Below are 21,541 nucleotides of genomic sequence, written 5' to 3'. Positions count from 1 at the left end.
GCTATTCTCATCCTTGCACGGTCTCCGCCACTCGACGGCGTGACGGTCAGCTGCCGATAGCGGCCACTCGCTCGTGTCCCAGCAACGTCGATGTCAGTTCTGGCAATTTTCAACTATTTCAGAGACGCCAGAATGCGTTCGGCATCCACGAGATCCCTTGTACCGGTTCTCTCCGAAAATTCCTCGAAGAGCGGTTGCAGAATGGCGAACGCCTCCGCGCTGCGTTCGCTGTCTATCAACAGCCGGGCCAATGGAACGGCGGCATTCAATTGCCAACCGATGGCAGCCTGAGCTGTCGCAAGCTTGATGGATCTTCGCAAGGCCGTTTCCGCTGCATCGATATCCGGGCAAGGCGCTTTGAGGGCAATCTCGGCTTGCGTCCGGTAAAGAGAAGGTACCCACAGCCTTTGGCCCATTTCCTCGGCCGAAGAAATCGCCTCGGCGATGGATGCACGAGCTTCGTCATATTCGCCACAATGGACGAGTGCCGCCGCCAAGGCGCGGGACGCTGGGGGAATGACCAGGCGAAATGGGTCTAGTTGAAGTATGCGGAGGGCTTGTCGCAGCACGTCTACGGCAGCCGCAGCCTCTCCCGTCATCAGGAGCCATTCTCCTTTCAGCGCCCATGCCGCAGCCGCAGTGCTCCTCAAAGAATGTTTCTCAGTATGAGCAATCACCCGCTCGATGTGCTCTCGTGAGTTCTGCGTATCGCCACCCCAAAGCAGGATAGGAATAGAGGCAGCGGCGGCAATGCTGTAATTGCCCGGGAGACTAGACCCCTCTGCTTCGTTCATGAGCCTGAGCGCCATCCCGTTGGCGGTCTTGGGGAAGCCGCGGAGCCATAGGCAGCGTGCCAGCGCGATTTCGGCGCGCAGATGATGATCATATCCGAAGATATTGACGTCGACACGCCCAACAGTGGCTTCGAGCTTGAAACCGCGTCGACAGTGCTCAACGGCCGCTGCCTGGTCGCCGGCGAGATGGTAGGCGGTGCCGACCATCCATTCAGAAATTACTTTTTCGGCAAGCGATCCATTGCGCGTTGCAAGAACCATGCATCGTCTGGCTGCGTCCAAACCACCGTCGAAATCACCGAGCCTGCTCAGGAAGACGCTGAGACCGGCTAGTAGACGAATCTGCGGCACCCCACTTTCATCCGCCTGGGAAAGATCCAGTCCGCGTTCGATGGCGTCACGAACTTCTTGCGGATTGCCTTGTGTATGCATTGATGAGATCGCCAGGGCTTCTTGCAGGCGCACCTCCTGCTGGGATCCGCGGCTGTAACTTTCAATTATGCCCAGCGCCAGATGGGACCAATGGCGGCATTCGGCGAGCAGCCAGAGACCAATAAACAACGGCGATGAATCGGCGGCAAGTTCGATGCCGATCGCATAAGATTCCTTGTCGGAAAAACTCCACTCCAGCGCCTTGCGCACATTGCCGATATGCAGCGCATGACGCTCCATGTTGGCGTACAAGCCTGGCTTGAGCGCAACCGCCTTGAACAGATCCGCGAAATAGCGGGCGTGGCGCCGGGAAATCTGCTCAGGGTCTCCGAGTTCCCTGAGCTTGGTCGCCGCATAGGCGCGCGTCGTGTGAGGAAGACGGTAAAAGACAGCATTGTCTACCGGATGCACCCAAACCAGGCTTCTATCAACCAGGCTCCCCACCGTCGGCGCCACCGCCGCCCTGTCGTGGTCACCCGAAATGGAACGCGCGGCGTCCATCGTAAAAAAGCCTACAAAAGCGGAAAGGCGGGCCAGAACGATCTGCTCGTTCTCGGTGAGCAGATTGAAGCTCCAGTCGAGCATCGTTTCGAGTGTTTGATGCCGCGGAGCGGCGTTTCGCCGTCCAGGCAAATGCAGTTCCACATTACTCGCAAGCAAGTCTGCCACGCCACGGATGCCATAGGTGCCGACGCGGCTGCCAGCCATCTCAATCGCCAGCGCAATGCCATCGGTCCGCCGACATATCTCGGCCACCACCGGCGCGTCGATGTCGGTCAGTCCGCCGTCAAATCCACTCGCGATCGCCCGATCCATGAAGAGCTGCACCGCTGCCGTCGACAACGCCTCCGCTGCGGTCGGAAGCTCGTTGTCGGGAACCGGAAGGGGGCTCAGCAGGTGAACGGTCTCTGCCTCGGCACGCAACGATTCCCGAGAGGTCGCCAGCAGATGCAGACCTGGGGCACCAAGAACGAGCTGCTCCGCCAGGAAAGCCGTCGCATCGATGAGGTGCTCGCAATTGTCGAAGACAACCAGCATGCGCTTGTCGCGGACGTAGGATAGAAGCTCTTCGACAAGGTCGGTGCCTTCGAGTTTACACCCCAATGCCGAGATGACGGCTCCTGGCACCACGCCGGTTTCCGAGACCGCTCCAAGGTCGACAAAGGCAATGTTGTCATCTGCGAATTCTGACTGCATTCGCAACGCGATCGCAGCCGCTACCGTCGTTTTGCCAATGCCTGCCGATCCGACAATGCTGACAAAACGGCGCTCCAGAAGGAGTTCGCTCAAGCTGTCGATAACGGCCTCGCGGCCAATGAGCGAACGGGGCGGAGGCGGCGCATGGCCAAGCGACCTGGACGCTTGAGCCGGTACCGTCGTGGGCGCCGCATCCATGTCGTCTCGCACAATCGGGGCAACAAAACTGTAGCCGCGGCCCGCGACGTTGACGATATACCGCGCTCCGTCCTGGCCGTCCTCAAGGGCCCGACGTAGTGCGGCCATATGGACCCTAACGCCCGCTTCATCGACGACTACGCCTTGCCATACGAGATCAAGCAACTCGTGCCGGCTGACGATGTCGCCGGCACGCTCAACCAGGGCGATCAAGAGATCCAGCGCACGGGATCCGATCCGCACAGGCTCGCCATTCCGCGACAGCAGCCGGCGGGCAATATCCAGGCGGAAGCTGCCGAACGACACAATGGCGCCCGATGAAGGCGAACCTGACGCGCGGTTAAAGCTTGGCAAGATCGTTTAGCATAGGCCGCCCGGAAGCGTCCCTCCCTGGCTATGTTGAATAAACGGGTTAGCCGAAATCCAATAAACGATGCCATGGAAGGCAGCCAGACTCAATGAGGCTCCGAAAGGACTGAACACCGCCGCAACCTGCTGGAGGGGTTCTGGACCGGCAACCTCCTGCGGGCTTACGCCCTCAGAAATCGGAGGCGGCAGAATGATCTGCAGTTCCAGAAACCGGCGCTGGCTTACCCATCCATCGCTCTCAACCCTTTGCGTACCGAAGGCCAGATCACGAAAAAGGAAAGCAGCGCCGCGCCCAGGCTCACCGTCGCCATGGCCGGTTGCATGTTCGCCTCGCCACCGAAGACATGTTCGGCCACCAATGGCACGAGCGTCGGCCCGAGCCCGATGCCGAGCAGCGCCGTTATGGTGAGAGAAAGCGCAATCGTTGTGGCGCGCATCTCGTTCGGCACGTTTTCCTGCATGACGACGTTCCCAATCACATAGCCGCTTATCGAACCAAAGGCCCAGATGGCGAAGGAGAGCGTCATCTGCTGCTCAGTAGCGGCGAAAAACGTCGTTGAGGCTCCTGCGATCGACAACGTACAGCATCCAAGAAGCGGGACGATGCGGGCAGCCACGCCCCAGCGCCGGACGATCCAGTCCGAGAGCGCGCCGCCGGCAAGCGATGCAATGACCCCGCTGGTCGTGATCGACAACGCGATAAGGCCGCCCGCCTCAAGGGGGGTCATACCATGCGTGCGCTGCAGGAGTGTCGGCAACCAGGAGAGGAAAGCGTAGTTGCCAATCCCGAGGGCCCCTTTGCTCAGGCACAACCTGAGCACTGCGCCGTTGTTGGCACCCAGTTGGCGGAGTACCCCCGCGAGTGGCAGCAGACCCGAGATGTGCCGCCGCTGCGGCTCGCGGATGAGCAGAAGCAGCGGCAGCAGCAACAGACCCGGCATCCCCACCAGCACGAACATCTGCCGCCACGGCGCCAGCGGCCCGATCAACGCAATGGGCTCCAGCGAGGCGAAAGCCAGCACTACACCCCCAACGAACATCGCGACGCCTGTGCCGAACGTCGCGCCGAGCGAAAATATACCGAGCGCGATGCCGCGCCGTCGGGAAGAAAAGCTGTCGAAGATCAGCGCCGAAGCTGCCGGGACCAGCGCTGCCTCGCCGAGGCCCACCGCGACCCTCGCGGCAAAAAAGCTCCAGAAGTCGCCAGCCACCCCGCAGGCAATCGTCGCTACAGACCAGAGCGCGATGCCGGTCATGATTACATTGCGGCGGTTAGCCCAATCGGCGAGCCGGCCGCACGGTAAACCTGCCAGCGCGAAGATCACGGCAAATCCGGCGCCCTGCAGCAGGCTGACCTCAAAGTCCGTCAGAATCAGATCTGCGCGGATAGGATCAACCACAAGATTGATAACGAGTCGGTCGGTGAAGGAAATCAGCAAGGCAAGGCACAGAACGATGACCGTGTACCAGCTGGAAGCCGTAGTAATATTCTGTTCCGAATTAGGCCTGTCATCGTCCAATAGAGTGTTCCCCACGGCACCCTCGGCCATCCTTAAACCCTCGCGCAAAAAGCAACCTGTGGCAAATGGATCGCGAGCCGCGAACGAATCGGCACAAATCAGTTCGGCGACTTTAACGCCTTCAACGTCCATCATGTGGGCGGCAGCCTTTGTACATGGATGCCTGGTGCGATTTCGAGCACCTGCACCGCTTCCTCCACGCTCAGCACGTCGGGCGCGCCTTGCTGATAGCTCATGATCACAGCGCCACGCGCCAGATCCGCCGCTTTGGCGGCGAGCGGCCAAGGAACAGGTCCATCGGGACCAACCCCTTAGATAATATCGCGGCGTTTCCGAATGGAGGGAAACACGGTAGCGCTCTCGCGGCTCGCCCCGGAACAATGCGATATCGGCTCAGGCGATTCCGAGATCGCGAGGAAAATCGCGTGGGTAGTTTATTGTCAGAAAGAGGGGGTTCGAGTCCACATTGTGGGCAGCCTCGGAAATATACAGCAAGATCAATACCTTAAATGGGTATTTTGGTGGGCCCGGAGGGTCATCGTTTTCTCAGGGAAATCAATACGTTAGCGGGTGGTTCGCCACCCCGTTTCCTTCGTATTCTCTCGTATGGTCTGGCGAACCCAATGATCAGGAGGAGGACTAGTTTCCCCTGCGAGAACTGTCGCCACAGAAAACGGCTTTCGCCTTAGCACAAGCGCTCTGCGAGACGCTCTGCCGGGGAAGAGCCGTGGCAGAAAGCTTTCGCGATAGATGCGGTCTCTTACTGCGAGCCGGGCACTCGAGGCGCCGATCGGCGAGGCTGAAGGAGGGTCGCTCTGGCGTTGGCTCAGAACCGGCTGGAGCGTTCCTCCGGCTGCGGCGATTTCAAGCCATGGCAGGAACATTGCGGATCGGCCGGAAGCCGGGCGGCGGTTTCCAGCGCAACCCGCGAGGCTGTCATGGACAGGCTCGGCAACACGTCCTGCTGCAGCAATTCCTGGCGATTACGGTCCATATAGTCATTGAAGGCCGCCGTAACGAACGCCAAGGGCACGAAACAGGCGCCGATCTCGCGCGACAAGGTGGCTTCGGGGGCAATCGAATGGTTGAGCACGTCGGCCCCCATGCTTCGAAAGGCCAAGGCTTCGGCCGGGCTCGTAAGACGCGGCCCGTAACAGTGGGCAGCCACCAGCTGCTGTTCGATGCCATGAACGCGGCATTGCGGCGGCCAGTGACGGCGCGCGGTTTCGACCAGAACGGCCGCGCATCTTGGGCATACGATCTGCTTGCCGGAACAGTCGAAGCTCTGGCGGCCGGGAAGCAGTGAGAACGGGGTCTGCGTCAGCTCGATGATATCGGCGTTCACCACCATGTCGCCGGGCTGGATCGCCTTGTTGACGGCACCGATGGTCGAGCAGGCCAGGACCTGGCGCACACCCGCGTTCATCAATAGCCAAAACGCACGGCGATGGCAGGAATGGTCGATATGGTCGCGGGGGTTGCCATGCGAATACATGCACAGCGCCTGTTTCGTTCTGCCTTCGGCGGTAATCGAGGCATCGAACTCGATGAGCTTCCAGTTGTCAGTGCGGCCGAAAGGCGTCTCGAAGCTGATGTCCCGCCGCAAGGTGCGCACGCCATCGACTTCCACATCTTCGGGAAAGGCCAGCCCCCAGTTTGCCGAGCCGGTGATGATCGCCAGCCCCACCTTGGGTATGTCTGTCTGATGGTCGGCTGCGATAGGATTGCTTGGCATGATTTCAGGTCTCGGTCAGGATTTCTGGCGAAGGGTCACGATCAGGATGACGGCCACGACGACGGCGGTCCATAATGTCGAGATCGCGGCGATGGTCGGATCGATCTGATCGCGCAGCGACAGGAACATCAGCTTCGGCAGCGTGCTGTTGCGGCCGCTGGCGACGAAGATCGAGATGACGGATTCGTCGAGCGAGGTCAGGAAGGCCATCAATGTCGCCGACAACAGGCTGATCCTGAGTTGCGGAACGATGATACCGCCAATGGCTCTGGCCCAGTCGGCGCCCAGGCTGCGCGCCGCCTGGACCTGGTTCCAGTCGAACCGGGCAAGAGCGGGCACCAGCACAATACAGGCGACCGGGATAGCCAGCACCACATGGCCCACCAGCACGCCGAACAGCGTTCCGACCAGAGCCTGCGCCGCCAGCACGAAGAAGAGGCCGATCGCGAGCAGGATTCCCGGCACGATGGAGGGGGTGAGCAGAACGCCCTGAATGATCGCCGCGGCCCGACCGCCGAGCCTGTTCATCGAGATGCAAGACAGCAGCGCCAGCGGCACGGCAATCGCCGCCGTCAAAGTGCCGAGGATCAGGCTGGTCCTCAGCGCGTCCATCCAGGTGGCCGACCCGAAGAAGTTATCATACCAGCGCAGCGAGTAGGCGCGCGGCGGGAACTCGAGCAGGTCCGACGCCGAAAAGGAGAGCGGCACGACGACAAGTGTCGGCAATATCAAGAACGCCATGACGAGCGCGGAAAAGCCCCACAGAGCGACGCGGGCGAGCCTGTTGTCCGGATAGGCCTCAAGCATGGGCCGCACCCATTTTGTTGTGTGCCATCAGCCGTCTTGCCGTCAGGAACATCACCGCGATCAGCGCCATGAGCACGAGCAGCAGAATGCCCAGGACGCTCGCCGAGCCCCAATCCTGAAAAGTCGACAGCGTGCGCTCAATCCGGATGGAGAGCGGATTGACCTTGCCGCCGCCAAGCACCGCGGGCGTGATGAAGAACCCAATCGTGTAGATGAAGACGATGATCGAACCCGAAAGGATGCCGCCGGCGGAAAGCGGCAGAATGACCGTGCGGATCACCTGCCCGAGCGTGGCGCCCATGCTGGCGGCGGCGCGAATGAGGTTGGTGTCGATATCGCGCATCGCGGCGTATACCGGCAGCAGAAACAGCGGCAGCATGTAGTGAACCATGCCGATGAGCGTGCCGGTGAAATTGTAGACCAGCGGCAATGGCTCCGCGGTCAGGCCCGAACCCGTCAAGGCAGCGTTGATCAGTCCATCGCGCCGCAACAGCACGAGCCACCCATAGGTGCGCACCAGAATAGAGGTCCACAAGGGCAGCATAACGAAGGCCATCAGCACGTTGGCCACCCTTGGCCGGGCGCTGGCCAGAGCGAGCGCCAGCGGAATGCCGAGAATAATGCAGACCACCAGCGTGCCCAGCGACAGTTCAAGGGTCGTGGCCAGGGCCGACCACGTCAGCCCGCTCGACAGCACCTTCTCGTAATTGCCGACGGAGTATTGGCCCGCCGTCGTCAGGAAGGATTGCCGGACGATCCAGAGGAGCGGCAGTATCGCCGCCAGCCCAACGATGAAAAGCGCCGGAAGCGACAGCGAAAGGAAGAAGCGCCGCTCGCGTCGGCCATCCGCGGCGAGCGCGGGATCGGCGGCGACGCTCACGCCATTGCTCCCGGCAGAACATGAACTTTTTGCGCGGGCGCATAGACGGTCACCCGCTGACTGGCGGCAAGCTCGACGCAGCCACCGGCCAGGGCCGCCGGAATGCAGACAAGGACTTCCTGCCCGCCGTCAAGCGTCAGCGTCAACAGCCAGTTCTCGCCGCGAAATGCCTTGGCGCGGAGTGTCCCGTCGAGGGCAACTCCGTCGCGTCCGGCGAGGCTCGCATTGAGATGCAGGCTTTCGGCGCGGATCATCAGCGTCTCGCGCGGCGCGTCGGCGCCATCGATCCTGCGCGCCAGGCCCGGAGCGATAATGTTGGCCTCGCCCATGAACTCGGCGACGAAGCGTGTCGATGGACGATCATAAATTCGCTGAGGCGCGTCGATCTGCTGGATGCGGCCGGAATTCATCACCGCGATCCGGTCGGACATAGTCAGCGCCTCGCGCTGGTCATGGGTCACATAGATGGTGGTGATCCCGAGATCATCGTGCAGGCGCCGGATCTCGTACTGCATGGTCTCGCGCAGATTCTTGTCGAGCGCCGACAGTGGCTCATCCATCAGCATCACGCGCGGTTCGAAGACAATTGCCCGCGCCAACGCCACCCGCTGGCGCTGGCCGCCGGACAGTGCGGCAATACTGCGCTCCGACAGACCTTCCAGTTTCACGCGGGCCAAGGTGTCCAGGGCCCGCTGACGGGCTTCCACCTTCGGTATCCTGCGCAGCGCCAGCGGATATTCGACATTGGCGAGGACGTTCATGTGGGGAAACAGAGCGTAGTTCTGGAAAACGATGCCGATCTCCCGTCTGTTGGGAGCAAGGCGAGTAATGTCGCGATCCCCCAACAGGAGCTTTCCGGAATCGGGCCGGACAAAACCGGCCAGAGCCATCAGCAAAGTGGTCTTGCCCGACCCGGAGGGGCCGAGCAGCGTCAGGAATTCGCCGGCCCTGATGTCGAGTGAGACATCGTCCAGCGCGACGTAAGACCCATAGGCCTTACGCACGCTGTCGATGGTGATCGGAAGCGATTTCATCATGCGCTCCGTCGTTGCATCTGATGCGCTGGAGCGTCAGCGGCTGATCATTTCATCGAAGGCCTTTTGCGCGGCTTCGCCGTTCTTCAGCCACCAGTCGGCATTCGAGAACACCGAAGTGCCGGCGTTTTCGGGCGCCGTCGCCAGGGTCTTCAGACGGTCCTTCGGAATAAGGCCTCCTTCATAGGCGGCAGGGTTGACCGGCCCGTAGGCGATGAAATCGGTGAGCTTCGCCACCCGAGCGGGTTGCGTCATCGCCGCGATGAGCTTCATGGCCGCGTCCTTGTTCTGGGCGCCCTTCGGCACACCGAGGCAGTCCGTGCCGATAACGGAACCCTTGAACGTATAGTCGACGGCGCCGCCATCCGCCTTCACGGTCTGGGCTCTTCCGTTCCAGGTGACGACCAGATCCGCTTCGCCGTCTTTCAGCAGTTGCGCCGACTGCGCGCCCGAGGTCCACCACACGGAGACGTTTGGCTTGATCGCCTCGATCCGCTTGATGGCGCGCTGCAGCCCTTCCGGGGTGCTGAGCACGGAATAGACGTCCGCCGGCGCCACGCCGTCGGAGAGCAGCGCGATCTCGATCAGGTCCTGCGCGTTGGCGCGCAAGGCGCGACGGTTCGGGAACTTGGCGACATCCCAGAACTCCGCCCAGCTTTTCGGCGGGTTGTCGCCAAGGGCCTTGGTGTTCCACGACATGACGGTGCCGTAGGAATCGAACGGATAACAGTAGTCGGACTTTGCGCCGGCCGGCACGGATTTGGGATCGATAATCTTGTAGTCGAGTGGTTCCAGCAGCGACTGCGCGGCCGCCTGCGCGCCTTCCGGTGAGCCGAGATGGATGATGTCGGTCGTGACCGCGCCCGAGGTGACCTGCATCTTCAACGCGGCAAGGCCGTCGCTCTGCGTCTCTTCGCGGACCTCATAGCCAAGCTCTTTTGCAGCGGGAGCCCACATGGCCTCCTTGATGGCATTGCCATAGTCTCCGCCTGCGGTGGTGATGGTGACCGTTTGAGCATAGACGGGCAAGGCAGCCGAGACTGCGATCACCGCCAAGGAAATGCGTGGTAGCCAAGACATGGATTTTCCTCCTCCAGGATTCATCAAAGCGTCGATTACGTGGCCATTTTGAAAATCGTAACGTTACGATTGCAGCGAAACGGCATTGAGTCAAGCGGCTTTACGGCGGACATTTGATAGTGGGGGGCGTCGGATTTGACCGTCAGGTCGAATCCGGTAACGTTACGAAGCGCAGCAAAATCAGCCGACGCATTCGCAAATCAAGTCGGGCGACATGGCCAATCTAAAACAGATCGCGGCGGAACTTTCTCTTTCGGTGACCACCGTATCGCGCGCTCTGAAGGACGGTCCGGAGGTGCACCCCTCGACCGTGGCGCGGGTCAAGGAGGTGGCCAACCGCGTCGGCTACGTGCCTGATCATCATGGTCGCGCGCTCAAAACCGGACGGACCATGACGCTGACGGCGGTGCTGCCGATGGAGACGAGCGATTACCTGTCCGATCTGGCCAAGCTTCCCCTGATCGAGGGCATGACGCTGGCGGCGCGGCAAACGGGCTACAGCCTGTCCATATATTCCACCACGCCCGACGATGATCCGGTCGAAAGCATGCGGCGCCTGTTGCAGGCGCGCAGCGCGGACGGGCTGATCATCACGCGCATGGTCTCGGGCGATCCGCGCATCAAGCTGCTGCTCGACCAGGGCATACCGTTCGTCACCTTCGGCAGAACCGATGTGGACGCCGCCTATCCCTATGTCGATATCGACAATGAGCAGATCGCCTATGACGCGACCCGACGGCTCATGGGCAAGGGCTGCCGACGCATAGCGCTGCAGCTTCTCGTGGCGAAGGACCAGGCGAGCGCCGCGCGGCTCAAAGGCTATCAGAGAGCGATGGCCGAGGCCGGCCTTCCGATCGACCAATCGCTGATCGGCCACGGCACGTTCACGATGGAATCGAGCGCAGCCTGGTTCGATCGGCTGCTGGCGTCGTCAGATCCGCCAACGGGCCTGGCGTGCGCCAATGAACTGGGCCTGCTTGGGGCGCTGCACGCGCTCGGCCGACGGGGCCTTGAGCCGGGCCGAGACGTCCACATCGTCACTCGCGACAACACGCGTCTGTCGCGCTTCCTGCCGGCGAATATCGGCGTTCATTCCGTAGACATGGCAGCCGTCGGGCACAAACTGATCGAGCTGCTGGAGGACCGGATCGCCAATCCGCTTGGGTCGGTCGCGACAGTCTTGTTTGAAGGTGAGTTCGACCCTGGCGAACAGGTCGGACCTGAAGAAGTGGGAGTAAGTCAAATACTCAAAAAGTGAAAAGTGAAGATCCGCATTGCCCTGACAATTATCGGTGACTGGGCCGAACGGCGCGCAGATCCGGATCAAGGACGCTCCTCTTCAACACGCCGATATGTTGCCGATGGCAGGTTGATGCCTGCAGCGGAGATGTTCATGCACCGGAAGGTCAACGCCGTGGCTGCATTTCGGAACTGAATTTGAGCCATCCCCGGCAAGGGATTAGCGGCCCATTTCCCGGGCAAGCTTCAGGAAACCGTCGATGTAGGATGTCGTCTCAAGCGGTAGCGTTGACGGACTCCTCGACCAGTAACAAAACGGTGTATGTTTTCTATAGTATAGACATCGACGCTCTCAGGAATTTGCTCGGCGCTCCGGTCTTACGGTCTGCAGAGGCGCGGCGACAATCGGGGAAGCGTCCGTCAGGAAAGACAGCACAGCCGCGGGCAGCGCTGCGGAATTGGGCGGATAGATGCCGCAACGCGAGATAAGCCCCCTCTTGTCGGCGACTTTCCCCAGATACTGCCAGACGGTGCGAGTGGCGTAAGGCAGATTGTTGTTTCGCCACGATATGCCCATGGTCACGCCCCGCAGGTAGCGCCGTTGGTAAGTCTCGAACGGCATGAGAATGGTCTGACCAAAAGTAGGCCCCTCGCCGCATGTCAATTCGGTCAGAAAGATGCGCTGGTGACGATACGCCGCGAGCCCAATGTAACGTGAGCGCTGCACAATGCCGTTTTCAGCATCTTTGATCCGCTCAAGCGTGGAGACCAGAACTTGTCCGCCATTCTCGCGCAAGTGAGCGCAGGCGCAGACGATCCGGTCAGGCCAGGAGAGGGATGTGTGCCACGCCTGGTAGAAACCGAGATATGGTGCGAGGGCATGCAGGTCACCCGGGAAGGCGTCCGCGAGCGGCCCTGGCAGTGCGGTTTGTCGGCGCCGCTCGCCTAATTTGCCGCGGAACACGCCCGGGTGAAGGTCGAAATCGGCCGGTTCGAGGCCAAAGGCTGCCGCGATCGCCAGAAGATTATGAGCTGAAGGAACGGATCCTGCATTGAGATAGCGGTTGAACTGCTGCCGGTTGATGCCGATGGTGCGGCACAGATCGGATACCGATCTGTAGGTGCTGCAGGCAAGCTTCAGATTACTGCTGAAATTGGCGGACGGCTTGGTCATAGAAACAGTATAAACTCGCTTAAACGCGCTTCAAGCGACGAAATTGCGTTGCCACGGGATCAGCCTAAGGATCGCCCGGAAAGCTCCACTCCAAAGGGGAACCCAATGAGCGATTCCAGCAGGCTGTCGAGCCTCACACGCCGTAATCTTCTTCAAGCGGGGGCCGCTTTGGGCCTGGCCGCAGCGACCGGCTCCCTTGGGTCGCCGGCCGCCGCACAAACGCCAGTGCGCGGCGGACAGTTGCGGCTCGGGCTGGATGGAGGCGCCTCAGCCGATACACTTGACCCGGCCCTGGCGTCCGCCAGCGTCAATTTTGTGATCGCTCATTGCTGGGGCGACACTCTGGTCGAATCCGACCCAACGACGGGCGCGGCTGTTCCCTCGCTGGCCGAGTCCTGGTTCCCCTCCGCCGACGCCAAGGAGTGGACCTTCAAGATACGCAAGGACGTCCGTTTTCACGATGGTAAGGCGTTTGCCGTTGCCGATGCCGTCGAGACGTTGCGCCGCCACGCCGGCAAGAAATCGCAATCCGGCGCATTCGGCCTGCTGTCGGGAATAGACCGTATCGAGGAACGCTCGGGCGACTTGGTAGTGACTCTGAAGGAGGCCAATGCCGATCTGCCTCTGATATTTACGGACTATCATCTTCAGATCCAGCCGGGCGGCGGCGTGGAGAAGCCGGCGGCCGCCATCGGCACCGGCCCGTACAAGCTGGTTGCGTTTGAGCCGGGCATTCGAGCCGCATTTGAAAGGCACACCGACGACTGGCGTCAGGACCGCGGCTACGTCGATAGCGTCCTTATTACCGTGATGAACGACCTGACCGCTCGGACAAGCGCACTACGGTCCGGCCAGGTCGATTTCATCAGTACCGTCGAAGCGAAGATCGTGCCGTTGCTGAAGCGTGTTCCGGGTATCGAGATCCTGCGCACCTCCGGCAAAGGCTTCTACTCCTTCCTGATGCATTGCGACACCGCGCCGTTCGACAACAACGATCTGCGTCTGGCGCTCAAATATGCGGTGGACCGCGAGGCTATCCTCAAGCAGGTTTTGGGCGGGTTCGGCACCATCGGCAATGATTTCCCTGTCAACGCCAACTATGCGCTCGCACCTACCGACATAGAGCAACGCAAATACGATCCTGACAAGGCCGCGTTCCATTTCAAGAAGTCGGGTCATCAGGCTCCGATCCTGCTGCGCACCTCCGAGGCGGCATTCCCTGGTGCGGTCGATGCGGCTCAGCTTTTCCAATTGAGCGCAGAAAAAGCGGGGATCAAGATCAATGTGCAGCGCGAGCCGAGCGACGGGTACTGGTCCGAAGTTTGGAACGTCAAGCCGTTCTGCGTCTCCTTTTGGGGTGGGCGTCCGACGCAGGACGCACGCTATTCCACGTCCTACATTTCCACCGCGGAGTGGAATGACACCCGCTTCAAGTGGCCCGAATTCGACAAGATGGTGATCCAGGCACGCGGTGAGTTGAACGAGACCAAGCGACGCGCGCTCTATCACGATATGGCGCTCATGGTGCGAGATGAGGGCGGCCTGATACTGCCGGTGTTCAACGACTACATCAACGCCTGCACAAGCCATCTCAAAGGCTTCGTTCACGACATCGGTAACGACTTTTCCAACGGACGTATCGCAAGCCGGGTCTGGCTGGAGGCATGAACCTGAAAATGAGGTGCCTGTCCGGCGGTGGGTCGCGCGCTCGCCGCCGCCCGCAGTGACAGTGGTTCATACGAATGACGAACATGAATTTCCTGTCATCGAGAACGAGTGGATCGTCCTGAAAGACGGCACCCGGCTCGCCGCCCGTGTCTGGATGCCCGAAACGGTTCCTGGCGGGGTGCCGGCGGTGCTCGAATTTCTGCCTTATCGCAAACGCAATGGCACTGCCCCCCGTGACGAATCCACTTATCCTGTCTTCGCGGCCGCCGGCATCGCTGGCGTGCGTGTCGATATTCGCGGCTGCGGCGAGTCCGATGGCGTGATCGACGGCGAATATACGGAGCGCGAACTTGCCGATGCGGTCGAGGTTATCGAATGGATCGCAGCCCAGGACTGGTCGAACGGCAATGTCGGCATGATGGGAATTTCCTGGGGCGGGTTCAACGCACTTCAGGTGGCGGCCCTGAAACCACCTGCTCTCAAGGCCGTGATTTCTTTGTCGTCCACTGTCGATCGCTACAATGACGACATCCACTACAAGAATGGCGCGCATCTGTCGGCGCAACTGTCATGGGCGGCGACGATGAGTGCCTTCCAGTCGCGCTCGCCCGATCCCGATCTCGTGGGAGAACGCTGGCGCGAAATGTGGCTGGAGCGGCTGGAAGGAGAGCCGTTCTTTATGGAGGAATGGCTGTCGCATCAGCGCCGCGATGACTTTTGGCGCCGCGGTTCGATCTGCGAGGATTTTGACGGGTTTTCCGTTCCTGCGCTGGTGATTGCCGGATGGGCCGACGGCTATCGCAATACGCCCTTGAAGGCGGTTTCCGGGATGCCGGAGTTGGCTTGGGGCCTGATCGGCCCATGGATCCACAAGTATCCGCATTTCGCCTCTCCCAAGCCCCGCGCCGATTTTCACGCCGAAGCAATTTCATGGTGGCGCCGGTGGCTGTGCGCAGAAGACAACAAAGCGGAGAATACGCCGAGGCTGCGTGCCTATATCCTGGACGGGCCGCGGCCCGGCCGGCGCCGCGAGGCTGACCCGGGTTACTGGGTCGCTATGGACAAGTGGGGCGTTCGCGACATGCTCACCTTTAGCGTGGACGCTTCGGGCAGGCTCACCAGGGACAATTCATCGCCCGCCGAAAGAAAGGCGCTCTTGCACTCGCCTCAGGATACAGGAACCGCTGCCGGAGAATTCTTCCCAGTGAAGCCGGACTCGGAAATGGCCGGTGACCAACGTGTCGACGATGCGGGATCGCTCACTTTCGACAGCGTCGTCCTTGCCGAAGAATGCGTTGTGCTCGGCCAGCCGCTCGTCAAACTGTCGCTTTCCAGTGACACCGACTTGGCCAACATTGTCGTGAGGCTCGTCGACCTTCACGCCGACGGCTCGGCGACCCGGGTCAGCTACGGTGTGCTTAACCTTGCCCATCGCAAAGGCAATGCCGAGCCACAGCCGATGAAGCCGGGCGAGACCGTCGCAGTCGAACTGGTGCTTGATGCGTGCGGCTACCGCTTTGCGCCGGGCCACCGTCTGCGCCTGTCATTGTCCAGTGCCTATTGGCCGACCATCTTGCCGCCGCCTTGCGACGCGGTGCTGGTGATCGACCTCTCGGCGCTGCAACTGCAACTACCCCTGCTTGGTGGGCATCGCAGGATCGAAGTGCCTCAACCACCCGATCCCGATCCGCTGCCCCGCTATGAAGTCTTGACGGAAGGATTGTCTGCCCGTTCGGTCGAACGTGACCTTCAGCAAGGTGTCACTCATTACCGCGTGCATGAGGATACGGGTCTCAGTCGACATCCGGAGACTGGCTTGTGCACGCGCGACATCCGGCGAGAGGTATGGTCTATAGCCCCCGACGACCCCCTGTCGTTGGCGGCCGAGATTCACTGGACGTGCGCTGCCCAACGGACAGACTGGCGCACGGAAAGCCATTGCACCACCCGTCTCTCCTGCACGGCGACCGAATGGGTTATTTCGGAGCGGGTTGAAGCCGTGGCTGACGGTCACAAGGTATTCGAACGCGAGCGCAACGCTCGCATCTCGCGTGACCAGATGTAGGGGTTCTATCCTACGGCAACATAACAGCGCGTCAGGCCCGGAGGGCGTCTTGAACTCATTGATTTTCGTGGGCAAAAATCTGAAAGCTTCCCATATCGTTCCGTATCGTCTCGTGGCGCTAAACAGATGTAGTTTACGAAGTGTACGAACGTTGGCAGCCATCCTCCAGAACGGCCGTAGTGAGGCCGATTGCTGCCGGTCCGGTTGCGGGAAGGACTGGGTAAGCTGACACCGAGCAAGGAGAGGCCGATGGCATCAAGGTCGCGCGGGACTCTGCCGCAGCGGCCGCCCAGCCCCTCCGAGGTCGTTGACCGCTAAGGTTGCCGCGGGTCCCTCAAAGCGCACGCCATGTGCTGTTTGCGGGCATGGAAGCGTGCAGCCGGGCGGCTGGTAGCCGCTGGAGCCCGGTTGCCCGGGCAAGCAGAGGTCCCTTGGGAAGGTAAAACCGGCCAGTGCTGGGCCGCTGACATCAGTCGACACCGAACCGCGCGCTGAGCCACGCCATCTGTTCGCGCTCCTGGTAGCCTTGTCCGCCTTCATGGTTGTTGAATTCGTATTCTACGATGGTCTTTTCCCCCGCGTAGGCATTGAACGCGCCATAAACGGTAGAAGGCGGGCAGACTTCGTCCATCAGGGCCACGGAAAACAGCGCCGCTGCCTTGGACTGCCTGGCAAAGTTGACGCAGTCGAAATAGCCGAGCGTTTCAAAGACTTTCGCCTTCTTTTCGCGATGCTGCGCCAGGAAACGGACGATCTCCAAATAGGGATCGCGCACGGCAGTCCCCAAAGCGCGCGGAAAGTCGCAAAGAAACGGCACGTCGGGCATTACGACCTTGACGCGGGGATCGATTCCGCCGACGGCAAGCGAAATGCCGCCGCCCTGACTGTCGCCGCAAACCGCGATCCGCTCGGGATCGATGAAGTCCAGCTCCAGGAGAGCGTCTATCGCCCGCACAGCATCGGTGAACACGCGCCGGTAATAGTAGTCATTCTTGTCCAGTACGCCACGCGTCATAAAGCCGGGAAACGAAGAGGTCGAGCCGACCGGATCGGCGGTCTCTCCTACGCTGTAGTCGCTTCCCTGCCCGCGTGTATCCATTCGAAAATAAGCAAATCCTGACGCCGCCCAGTGCAGTTGCTCATGTGCCAAGCCGCGCCCTCCGCCATAGCCGATATACTGCACGACAAGAGGAAGCCGCCCCTCATGAGGCGTCGGCAGGATCAGCCATCCTTTGATCGGATGGCCGCCGTATCCCGGAAACGTGACGTCGAAAGCCTGGACAGCCTTTAGTGTCGTCTGCGCCGCTACGATGTCGACCTCGCCGCCGGCCTGGCGGGCCTCGGCGATGGTCGAGGCCCAGAACTGGGCAAAGTCGCCTGGCATGCCCACTTTGCTGACATAGCCGCCTAGTTCAGGCTGGATGAGATCTTGGAATGGCATTGTTCCTCTCAGTTGAATTGGAAGCAAAATTGGCGATGTATCGCTTCGGAGGCGAGCGTGGACGCGCATTACCGGTCCAACAAACTAGCCGCATCCCCCGCCATTCTTCCGCGCACGGCCATAAGATGGCGGCAGACCTTCACCAGAGGCGCCGCCAAAAAATGGGCCAGTGACCGCCTCATCCATGTGCCGTTTAGCTGCCAGTCTTGATCTGGGTCCAGAGACGGGTGAGGACGCGCTGCTCCTTGGACCCATACGAAGAAATTGTGAAAAGCTTCTTGAGCGTTTCCTGCGGCGGATAAACCGAAGGGTTCTTAAACACGGCATGATCGATGAACTTCTGCGAGGCGAGGTTGCCGTTGGCAGTTTGGACATAGTTGGTTGACTTGGCGATAACGTCCGGCCGCATCAGGTAGTTTATGAAGGCGTGCGCCTCATCGGCATGCTTGGCGTCGGCGGGGATCGCAAGGTTGTCGAACCACATATAGGTGCCTTCTTTAGGGATCAGGTATTCGACCTTGACCCCGTTGTTGGCTTCCTTGGCCCGGTTCTTGGCCTGCAGCACATCGCCCGACCAGCCGATGCTGATGCATTTATCGCCATTCGCCAGGTCGTTGATGTAGGCAGAGGAGTTGAAGGTACGGACATAGGGCCGGATTTTCGTGTAGATGTCGCCGCCGGCTTCGAGGTCCTCTTTCTTCTTGCTGTCGCCGTCCTTGCCTAGATAGTTCATGGCGATGGCCATGGTCTCCTCCGGCGCATCGACGATATTGATGCCGCAGTCCTTCAGTTTGGCCGCATTCTCGGGCTTGAAGAGCACATCCCAGCTGTCGATCGGCATGTCGCCGATCGCTGCCTTCACCTTGTCGACATTGTAGCCGATGCCGGTGGTGCCCCACATGTAGTTGACGGCATATTCGTTGCCAGGGTCGTATTTGGCCAGGCGCGCCATCACCTCGGGCCACATGTTCTTCAAATTGGGCAGCTTGGACTTGTCGAGCTTCTGAAACACGCCGGCCTGAATCTGCCTGGCCAGAAAAGGTCCGGTCGTGACCACCACGTCATAGCCGGAGCCGCCGGCAAGCAGCTTGGTCTCGAGAATTTCGTTCGAATCGAAGGTGTCGTAGACGACCTTGATACCGGTTTCCTTGGTGAAGTCGTCAAGGATGGAACTGTCGATGTAATCTGACCAGTTGTAGACGTTGACCACCTTGTCCTGCGCCAGCGAGACGCCGGCCGAAAAGCACGCAGCCACCATCGTTACAGCCAGTGCAAATAGCTGCTTCCTCATATTCGTTCTCCTGTTGATCCGGCTTGCCATTTTGCCGGCAGGCCGATGTTCCCTTCTCAGCGGAAGCGGTGCCGGTCTTCCGATCGTTCTCGATTTTCTTGGCGCCCGCCTGATATGCTTTGGCCCAGGCAAGCCCTGGCAGAGGTCATTGCAGCCCGCTCAAACTGTCGTCAAAAGCCGTGACGAACATATCGGCCTCCCTTCGCGACCAGATCAGCGGCGGGCGTAACTTGAGGGTGTTCGGCGTGCCTTTCCCTGTCAGGATGTTGCGCGCGAGCATGGCTTCGACGAGCTGGTCGGTTTGCCGCGCCGCCGGTTCCTTGGTGAAGCGATCCGCCACCAGTTCGACGCCGGTCATCATGCCTAGACCGCGTACGTCGCCGATGATGGGATGCCGTTGCGCCAGACGGCCAAGCTCCCGGCGCAAATAATCTCCCGTTTCCGCGCCGCGCTCGATCAGGTCTTCCCGCTCGATGACGTCCAGAACAGCCATGCCCGCCGCGCATGCGACGGTGTTGCCGCCGAATGTGCTGAACAACAGCGGATAGGTGCCGTCGAGGAAACGCTTCATAAGTGCCGAACCGAGGATGACGACGCCGAGCGGATGGCCGTTTCCGACCGGCTTGCCTATCGTCACGAAGTCGACATTGTCGTCGCAGAGCCCGTTCGCCCGGAACCCCCAGAAGGTGCCCATGCGGCCGCAGCCTGCCTGCACCTCGTCGGCGATGACGAACCCGCCCGCCGACCGGACTGTTTTCGCGACGAGGTTGAAATAGTCGTCAGGCGCGCGCAGCACGCCGCTCGAACACAAGGCCGTGTCGACCATGAATGCCGCAGGCCTGTGCCCTCTGGCGCGCAAGGCTGCTATCGCCCGGTCGGCATCCGCAGCATAGTTCGCGGCTGCCTGCGGGTCGTTGGCGAAAGAACCCCTGTACATATCCGGGGCCATCAAGGTCTCGATCTGCCTGGGATGCTCGCCAGCGGGCAAGTGACGCCAGCTTTCATTGGAGAGCGCCGTCGTGAGTTCGGTGCATCCATGGTAGGCCTGGTCGATGATCAGACCGCCATCATGCCCGCTCAGCGACATGGCTATCTGCATCGCCAGGTCGTTGGCTTCGCTGCCTGAATTGACGAAGATGCAGGTGTCCAGGTGGTCAGGCAGATCGGCGGTCAATCGCGCAGCATACTCGACCGCCGTGTCGCACATGTATCGCGTGTTGGTATTCAACGCGCTGGCCTGGCGGTAAATGGCTTTCGCCACGTGCGGGTGAGAATGACCGACCTGGGGGACGTTGTTATAGACGTCGAGATAGGCAGTTCCGTCGGCGGTATACATCCACGCCCCCTGAGCGCGCGTGATATGCAGGGGCTGCTTGTAGAAATGCCATATCGGCCCGAGATGGGCGTCGCGCCCCTGCTTCACCAAGTCATAGTCGGGCGCGAGAGGCTCGCCGCCGTTCGTTGGATGATAGACAGGAAACCGGCACGCCTGACGAAGCCGGCGCACCGCCTCCGGGCGCCCTTGCCGGCTCAGCAACTTCATCATTCGAGGATATTGGCCGGCGTTTTCGATATGGGGAATGCCGGATTCAATCGTGACTCCCCTGGCTTCGACGATCACCGTGGCCAGTGCGAGGCGCAGGAGCAGCGCGTCGAAAATGAGATCGATCTCGTTTTCTTCAAGCGGATATGTCGAATCGAAACCCGACGCCACATCGCAGAGGTAGGCGATCGGATCATCATCGGATTTCGAGAATGTCTCGCAAGCCGTCACGATGTCCGCAACGATGGAATTGTAGCCCATATCGCCAAAATCGATAATGCCCACCGGCGATGTGCAGTCGTTGGGATCGACCAGGATGTTGCCGCCATGCGAATCCTGATGCACGACTTGGCGACGCGTTTTCGACAAATGGGGAAGGGTGAAGCGCTCGGCGCGCTCAAAGATTTCCTCGCACAATTGCCGAAGCCCGACGTCGGAGATCTTTGCTATCTGCGGGCGCAAGGCCAGGGCACGTGAAATGTCCCAGAGGTGCGCATTGCTGCCTGCGTAGGGATGAAAAAAATCGCGCAGTGCAAAGGCAAGCCGTCCCACCATCACGCCTATGTTGAACCGAGTGGCGGCGGAAAAGGCTTCCTCAACCTGCTCCATGATCTTTCCCGGAAGGAAAGAAAGGACACGCATCATGTGCCTGGAGCCGTGCTCGTCCTCGATCCATTCATACGGGGCGCCGGTAAGGGAGGGAACAACGCGAGGCACCGGCAGGGTCGGATCGCGGTCGCAGATATGCTTCAGGGCTTTGACCTGCATATCCACGACGCCTTCAGGTTCGCCTATATTCGATATCTTGACGACGACGTCGCGGCCATCGGTGCCCTCGATCCGCCACGACAGATCGCGCTCGGAAGCCAGTTGCCTGTACGTCCCGTCGATCCCGTACCGGGTTGCCACGAGGCGCCTTGTCGCCTCCGGCGAAAAATTTGGAAGGTTGCGAAGCAGCAAAGCGTCCGTGCTCATTCCATACCTAACGGCCAAATATCGACACCGGACCTGGCGATTACGTCCAAGTTGCACGTTTGCAGGCAAGTTCGCAGGTGGCGGTTTGCGCTGCGCATC

Annotated in this window: 15 protein-coding genes; 4 read left to right on the top strand and 11 right to left on the bottom strand. The window is 60.7% G+C overall.

What is annotated here, in order from left to right:
• Nucleotides 1-113 precede the first annotated feature (113 nt).
• Nucleotides 114-2,621 (bottom strand): NB-ARC domain-containing protein, encoded by a 2,508-nt coding sequence (locus tag EJ067_RS26915; RefSeq protein ID WP_245468059.1) that lies wholly within the window; start codon nt 2,619-2,621, stop codon nt 114-116.
• Nucleotides 2,622-2,729: 108 nt separating this feature from the next.
• On the opposite strand from EJ067_RS26915, the gene EJ067_RS35540 reads away from it, so the two are divergent.
• A complete protein-coding gene (locus EJ067_RS35540) occupies nt 2,730-2,942 on the top strand; it encodes a hypothetical protein (RefSeq protein ID WP_245468058.1) in 213 nt (70 codons plus the stop codon).
• Between the two features lie 269 nt (nt 2,943-3,211).
• Here EJ067_RS35540 and EJ067_RS26910 read toward each other — a convergent pair whose 3' ends face one another.
• The 6 genes from EJ067_RS26910 to EJ067_RS26885 form a co-directional block, all read right to left on the bottom strand.
• The gene (locus EJ067_RS26910; protein ID WP_245468057.1) at nt 3,212-4,645 is read right to left on the bottom strand and encodes an MFS transporter; all 1,434 of its coding nucleotides are present in this window, start codon (nt 4,643-4,645) and stop codon (nt 3,212-3,214) included.
• A 691-nt stretch (nt 4,646-5,336) separates the two neighbouring features.
• Complete coding sequence (locus EJ067_RS26905; RefSeq protein WP_245468056.1) at nt 5,337-6,197, bottom strand: 5'-methylthioadenosine phosphorylase; 861 nt, start codon at nt 6,195-6,197, stop codon at nt 5,337-5,339.
• 63 nt (nt 6,198-6,260) lie between these two features.
• Nucleotides 6,261-7,052, bottom strand: coding sequence for an ABC transporter permease (locus EJ067_RS26900; RefSeq protein ID WP_126088194.1), 792 nt, complete (start codon nt 7,050-7,052; stop codon nt 6,261-6,263).
• A complete protein-coding gene (locus tag EJ067_RS26895) occupies nt 7,045-7,932 on the bottom strand; it encodes an ABC transporter permease (RefSeq protein WP_126088193.1) in 888 nt (295 codons plus the stop codon). The genes EJ067_RS26900 and EJ067_RS26895 overlap by 8 nt, the downstream gene beginning before the upstream one ends.
• Nucleotides 7,929-8,966 carry an ABC transporter ATP-binding protein gene (locus tag EJ067_RS26890; protein WP_126089758.1) on the bottom strand — a complete coding sequence of 346 codons (1,038 nt, stop codon included), beginning with the start codon at nt 8,964-8,966 and terminating at the stop codon, nt 7,929-7,931. Before EJ067_RS26890 ends, EJ067_RS26895 begins: the two co-directional genes overlap by 4 nt.
• 36 nt (nt 8,967-9,002) lie before the next feature.
• Nucleotides 9,003-10,046 carry an ABC transporter substrate-binding protein gene (locus EJ067_RS26885; RefSeq protein ID WP_126088192.1) on the bottom strand — a complete coding sequence of 348 codons (1,044 nt, stop codon included), beginning with the start codon at nt 10,044-10,046 and terminating at the stop codon, nt 9,003-9,005.
• Between the two features lie 214 nt (nt 10,047-10,260).
• On the opposite strand from EJ067_RS26885, the gene EJ067_RS26880 reads away from it, so the two are divergent.
• Nucleotides 10,261-11,304, top strand: a complete 1,044-nt coding sequence (locus EJ067_RS26880) for a LacI family DNA-binding transcriptional regulator (RefSeq protein WP_126088191.1) — start codon at nt 10,261-10,263, stop codon at nt 11,302-11,304.
• Between the two features lie 333 nt (nt 11,305-11,637).
• Here EJ067_RS26880 and EJ067_RS26875 read toward each other — a convergent pair whose 3' ends face one another.
• The gene (locus EJ067_RS26875; RefSeq protein WP_126088190.1) at nt 11,638-12,459 is read right to left on the bottom strand and encodes a helix-turn-helix transcriptional regulator; all 822 of its coding nucleotides are present in this window, start codon (nt 12,457-12,459) and stop codon (nt 11,638-11,640) included.
• A gap of 105 nt (nt 12,460-12,564) precedes the next feature.
• Here EJ067_RS26875 and EJ067_RS26870 point away from each other — a divergent pair, with 105 nt between their 5' ends.
• Both EJ067_RS26870 and EJ067_RS26865 read left to right on the top strand, forming a co-directional pair.
• On the top strand, nt 12,565-14,127 hold the full coding sequence (locus tag EJ067_RS26870; protein WP_126088189.1) for an ABC transporter substrate-binding protein: 1,563 nt from the start codon (nt 12,565-12,567) through the stop codon (nt 14,125-14,127).
• Between the two features lie 61 nt (nt 14,128-14,188).
• Nucleotides 14,189-16,192, top strand: a complete 2,004-nt coding sequence (locus tag EJ067_RS26865) for a CocE/NonD family hydrolase (RefSeq protein WP_126088188.1) — start codon at nt 14,189-14,191, stop codon at nt 16,190-16,192.
• Nucleotides 16,193-16,661: 469 nt separating this feature from the next.
• Here EJ067_RS26865 and EJ067_RS26860 read toward each other — a convergent pair whose 3' ends face one another.
• The 3 genes from EJ067_RS26860 to EJ067_RS26850 all read right to left on the bottom strand — a co-directional run bounded on the left by EJ067_RS26860 (nt 16,662) and on the right by EJ067_RS26850 (nt 21,442).
• The gene (locus EJ067_RS26860; protein WP_126088187.1) at nt 16,662-17,633 is read right to left on the bottom strand and encodes an acetylxylan esterase; all 972 of its coding nucleotides are present in this window, start codon (nt 17,631-17,633) and stop codon (nt 16,662-16,664) included.
• Between the two features lie 193 nt (nt 17,634-17,826).
• Complete coding sequence (locus tag EJ067_RS26855) at nt 17,827-18,924, bottom strand: polyamine ABC transporter substrate-binding protein (RefSeq protein ID WP_126088186.1); 1,098 nt, start codon at nt 18,922-18,924, stop codon at nt 17,827-17,829.
• A 145-nt stretch (nt 18,925-19,069) separates the two neighbouring features.
• Nucleotides 19,070-21,442, bottom strand: a complete 2,373-nt coding sequence (locus tag EJ067_RS26850) for an aminotransferase class III-fold pyridoxal phosphate-dependent enzyme (protein ID WP_126088185.1) — start codon at nt 21,440-21,442, stop codon at nt 19,070-19,072.
• Between the last annotated feature and the right edge of the window lie 99 nt (nt 21,443-21,541).

This window comes from Mesorhizobium sp. M1D.F.Ca.ET.043.01.1.1 (assembly GCF_003952385.1).
In the GTDB taxonomy this organism is placed as follows: domain Bacteria; phylum Pseudomonadota; class Alphaproteobacteria; order Rhizobiales; family Rhizobiaceae; genus Mesorhizobium.
The sequence above is the reverse complement of the archived record's forward strand: the minus strand, read 5'-3'. Positions and strand labels throughout refer to the sequence as shown.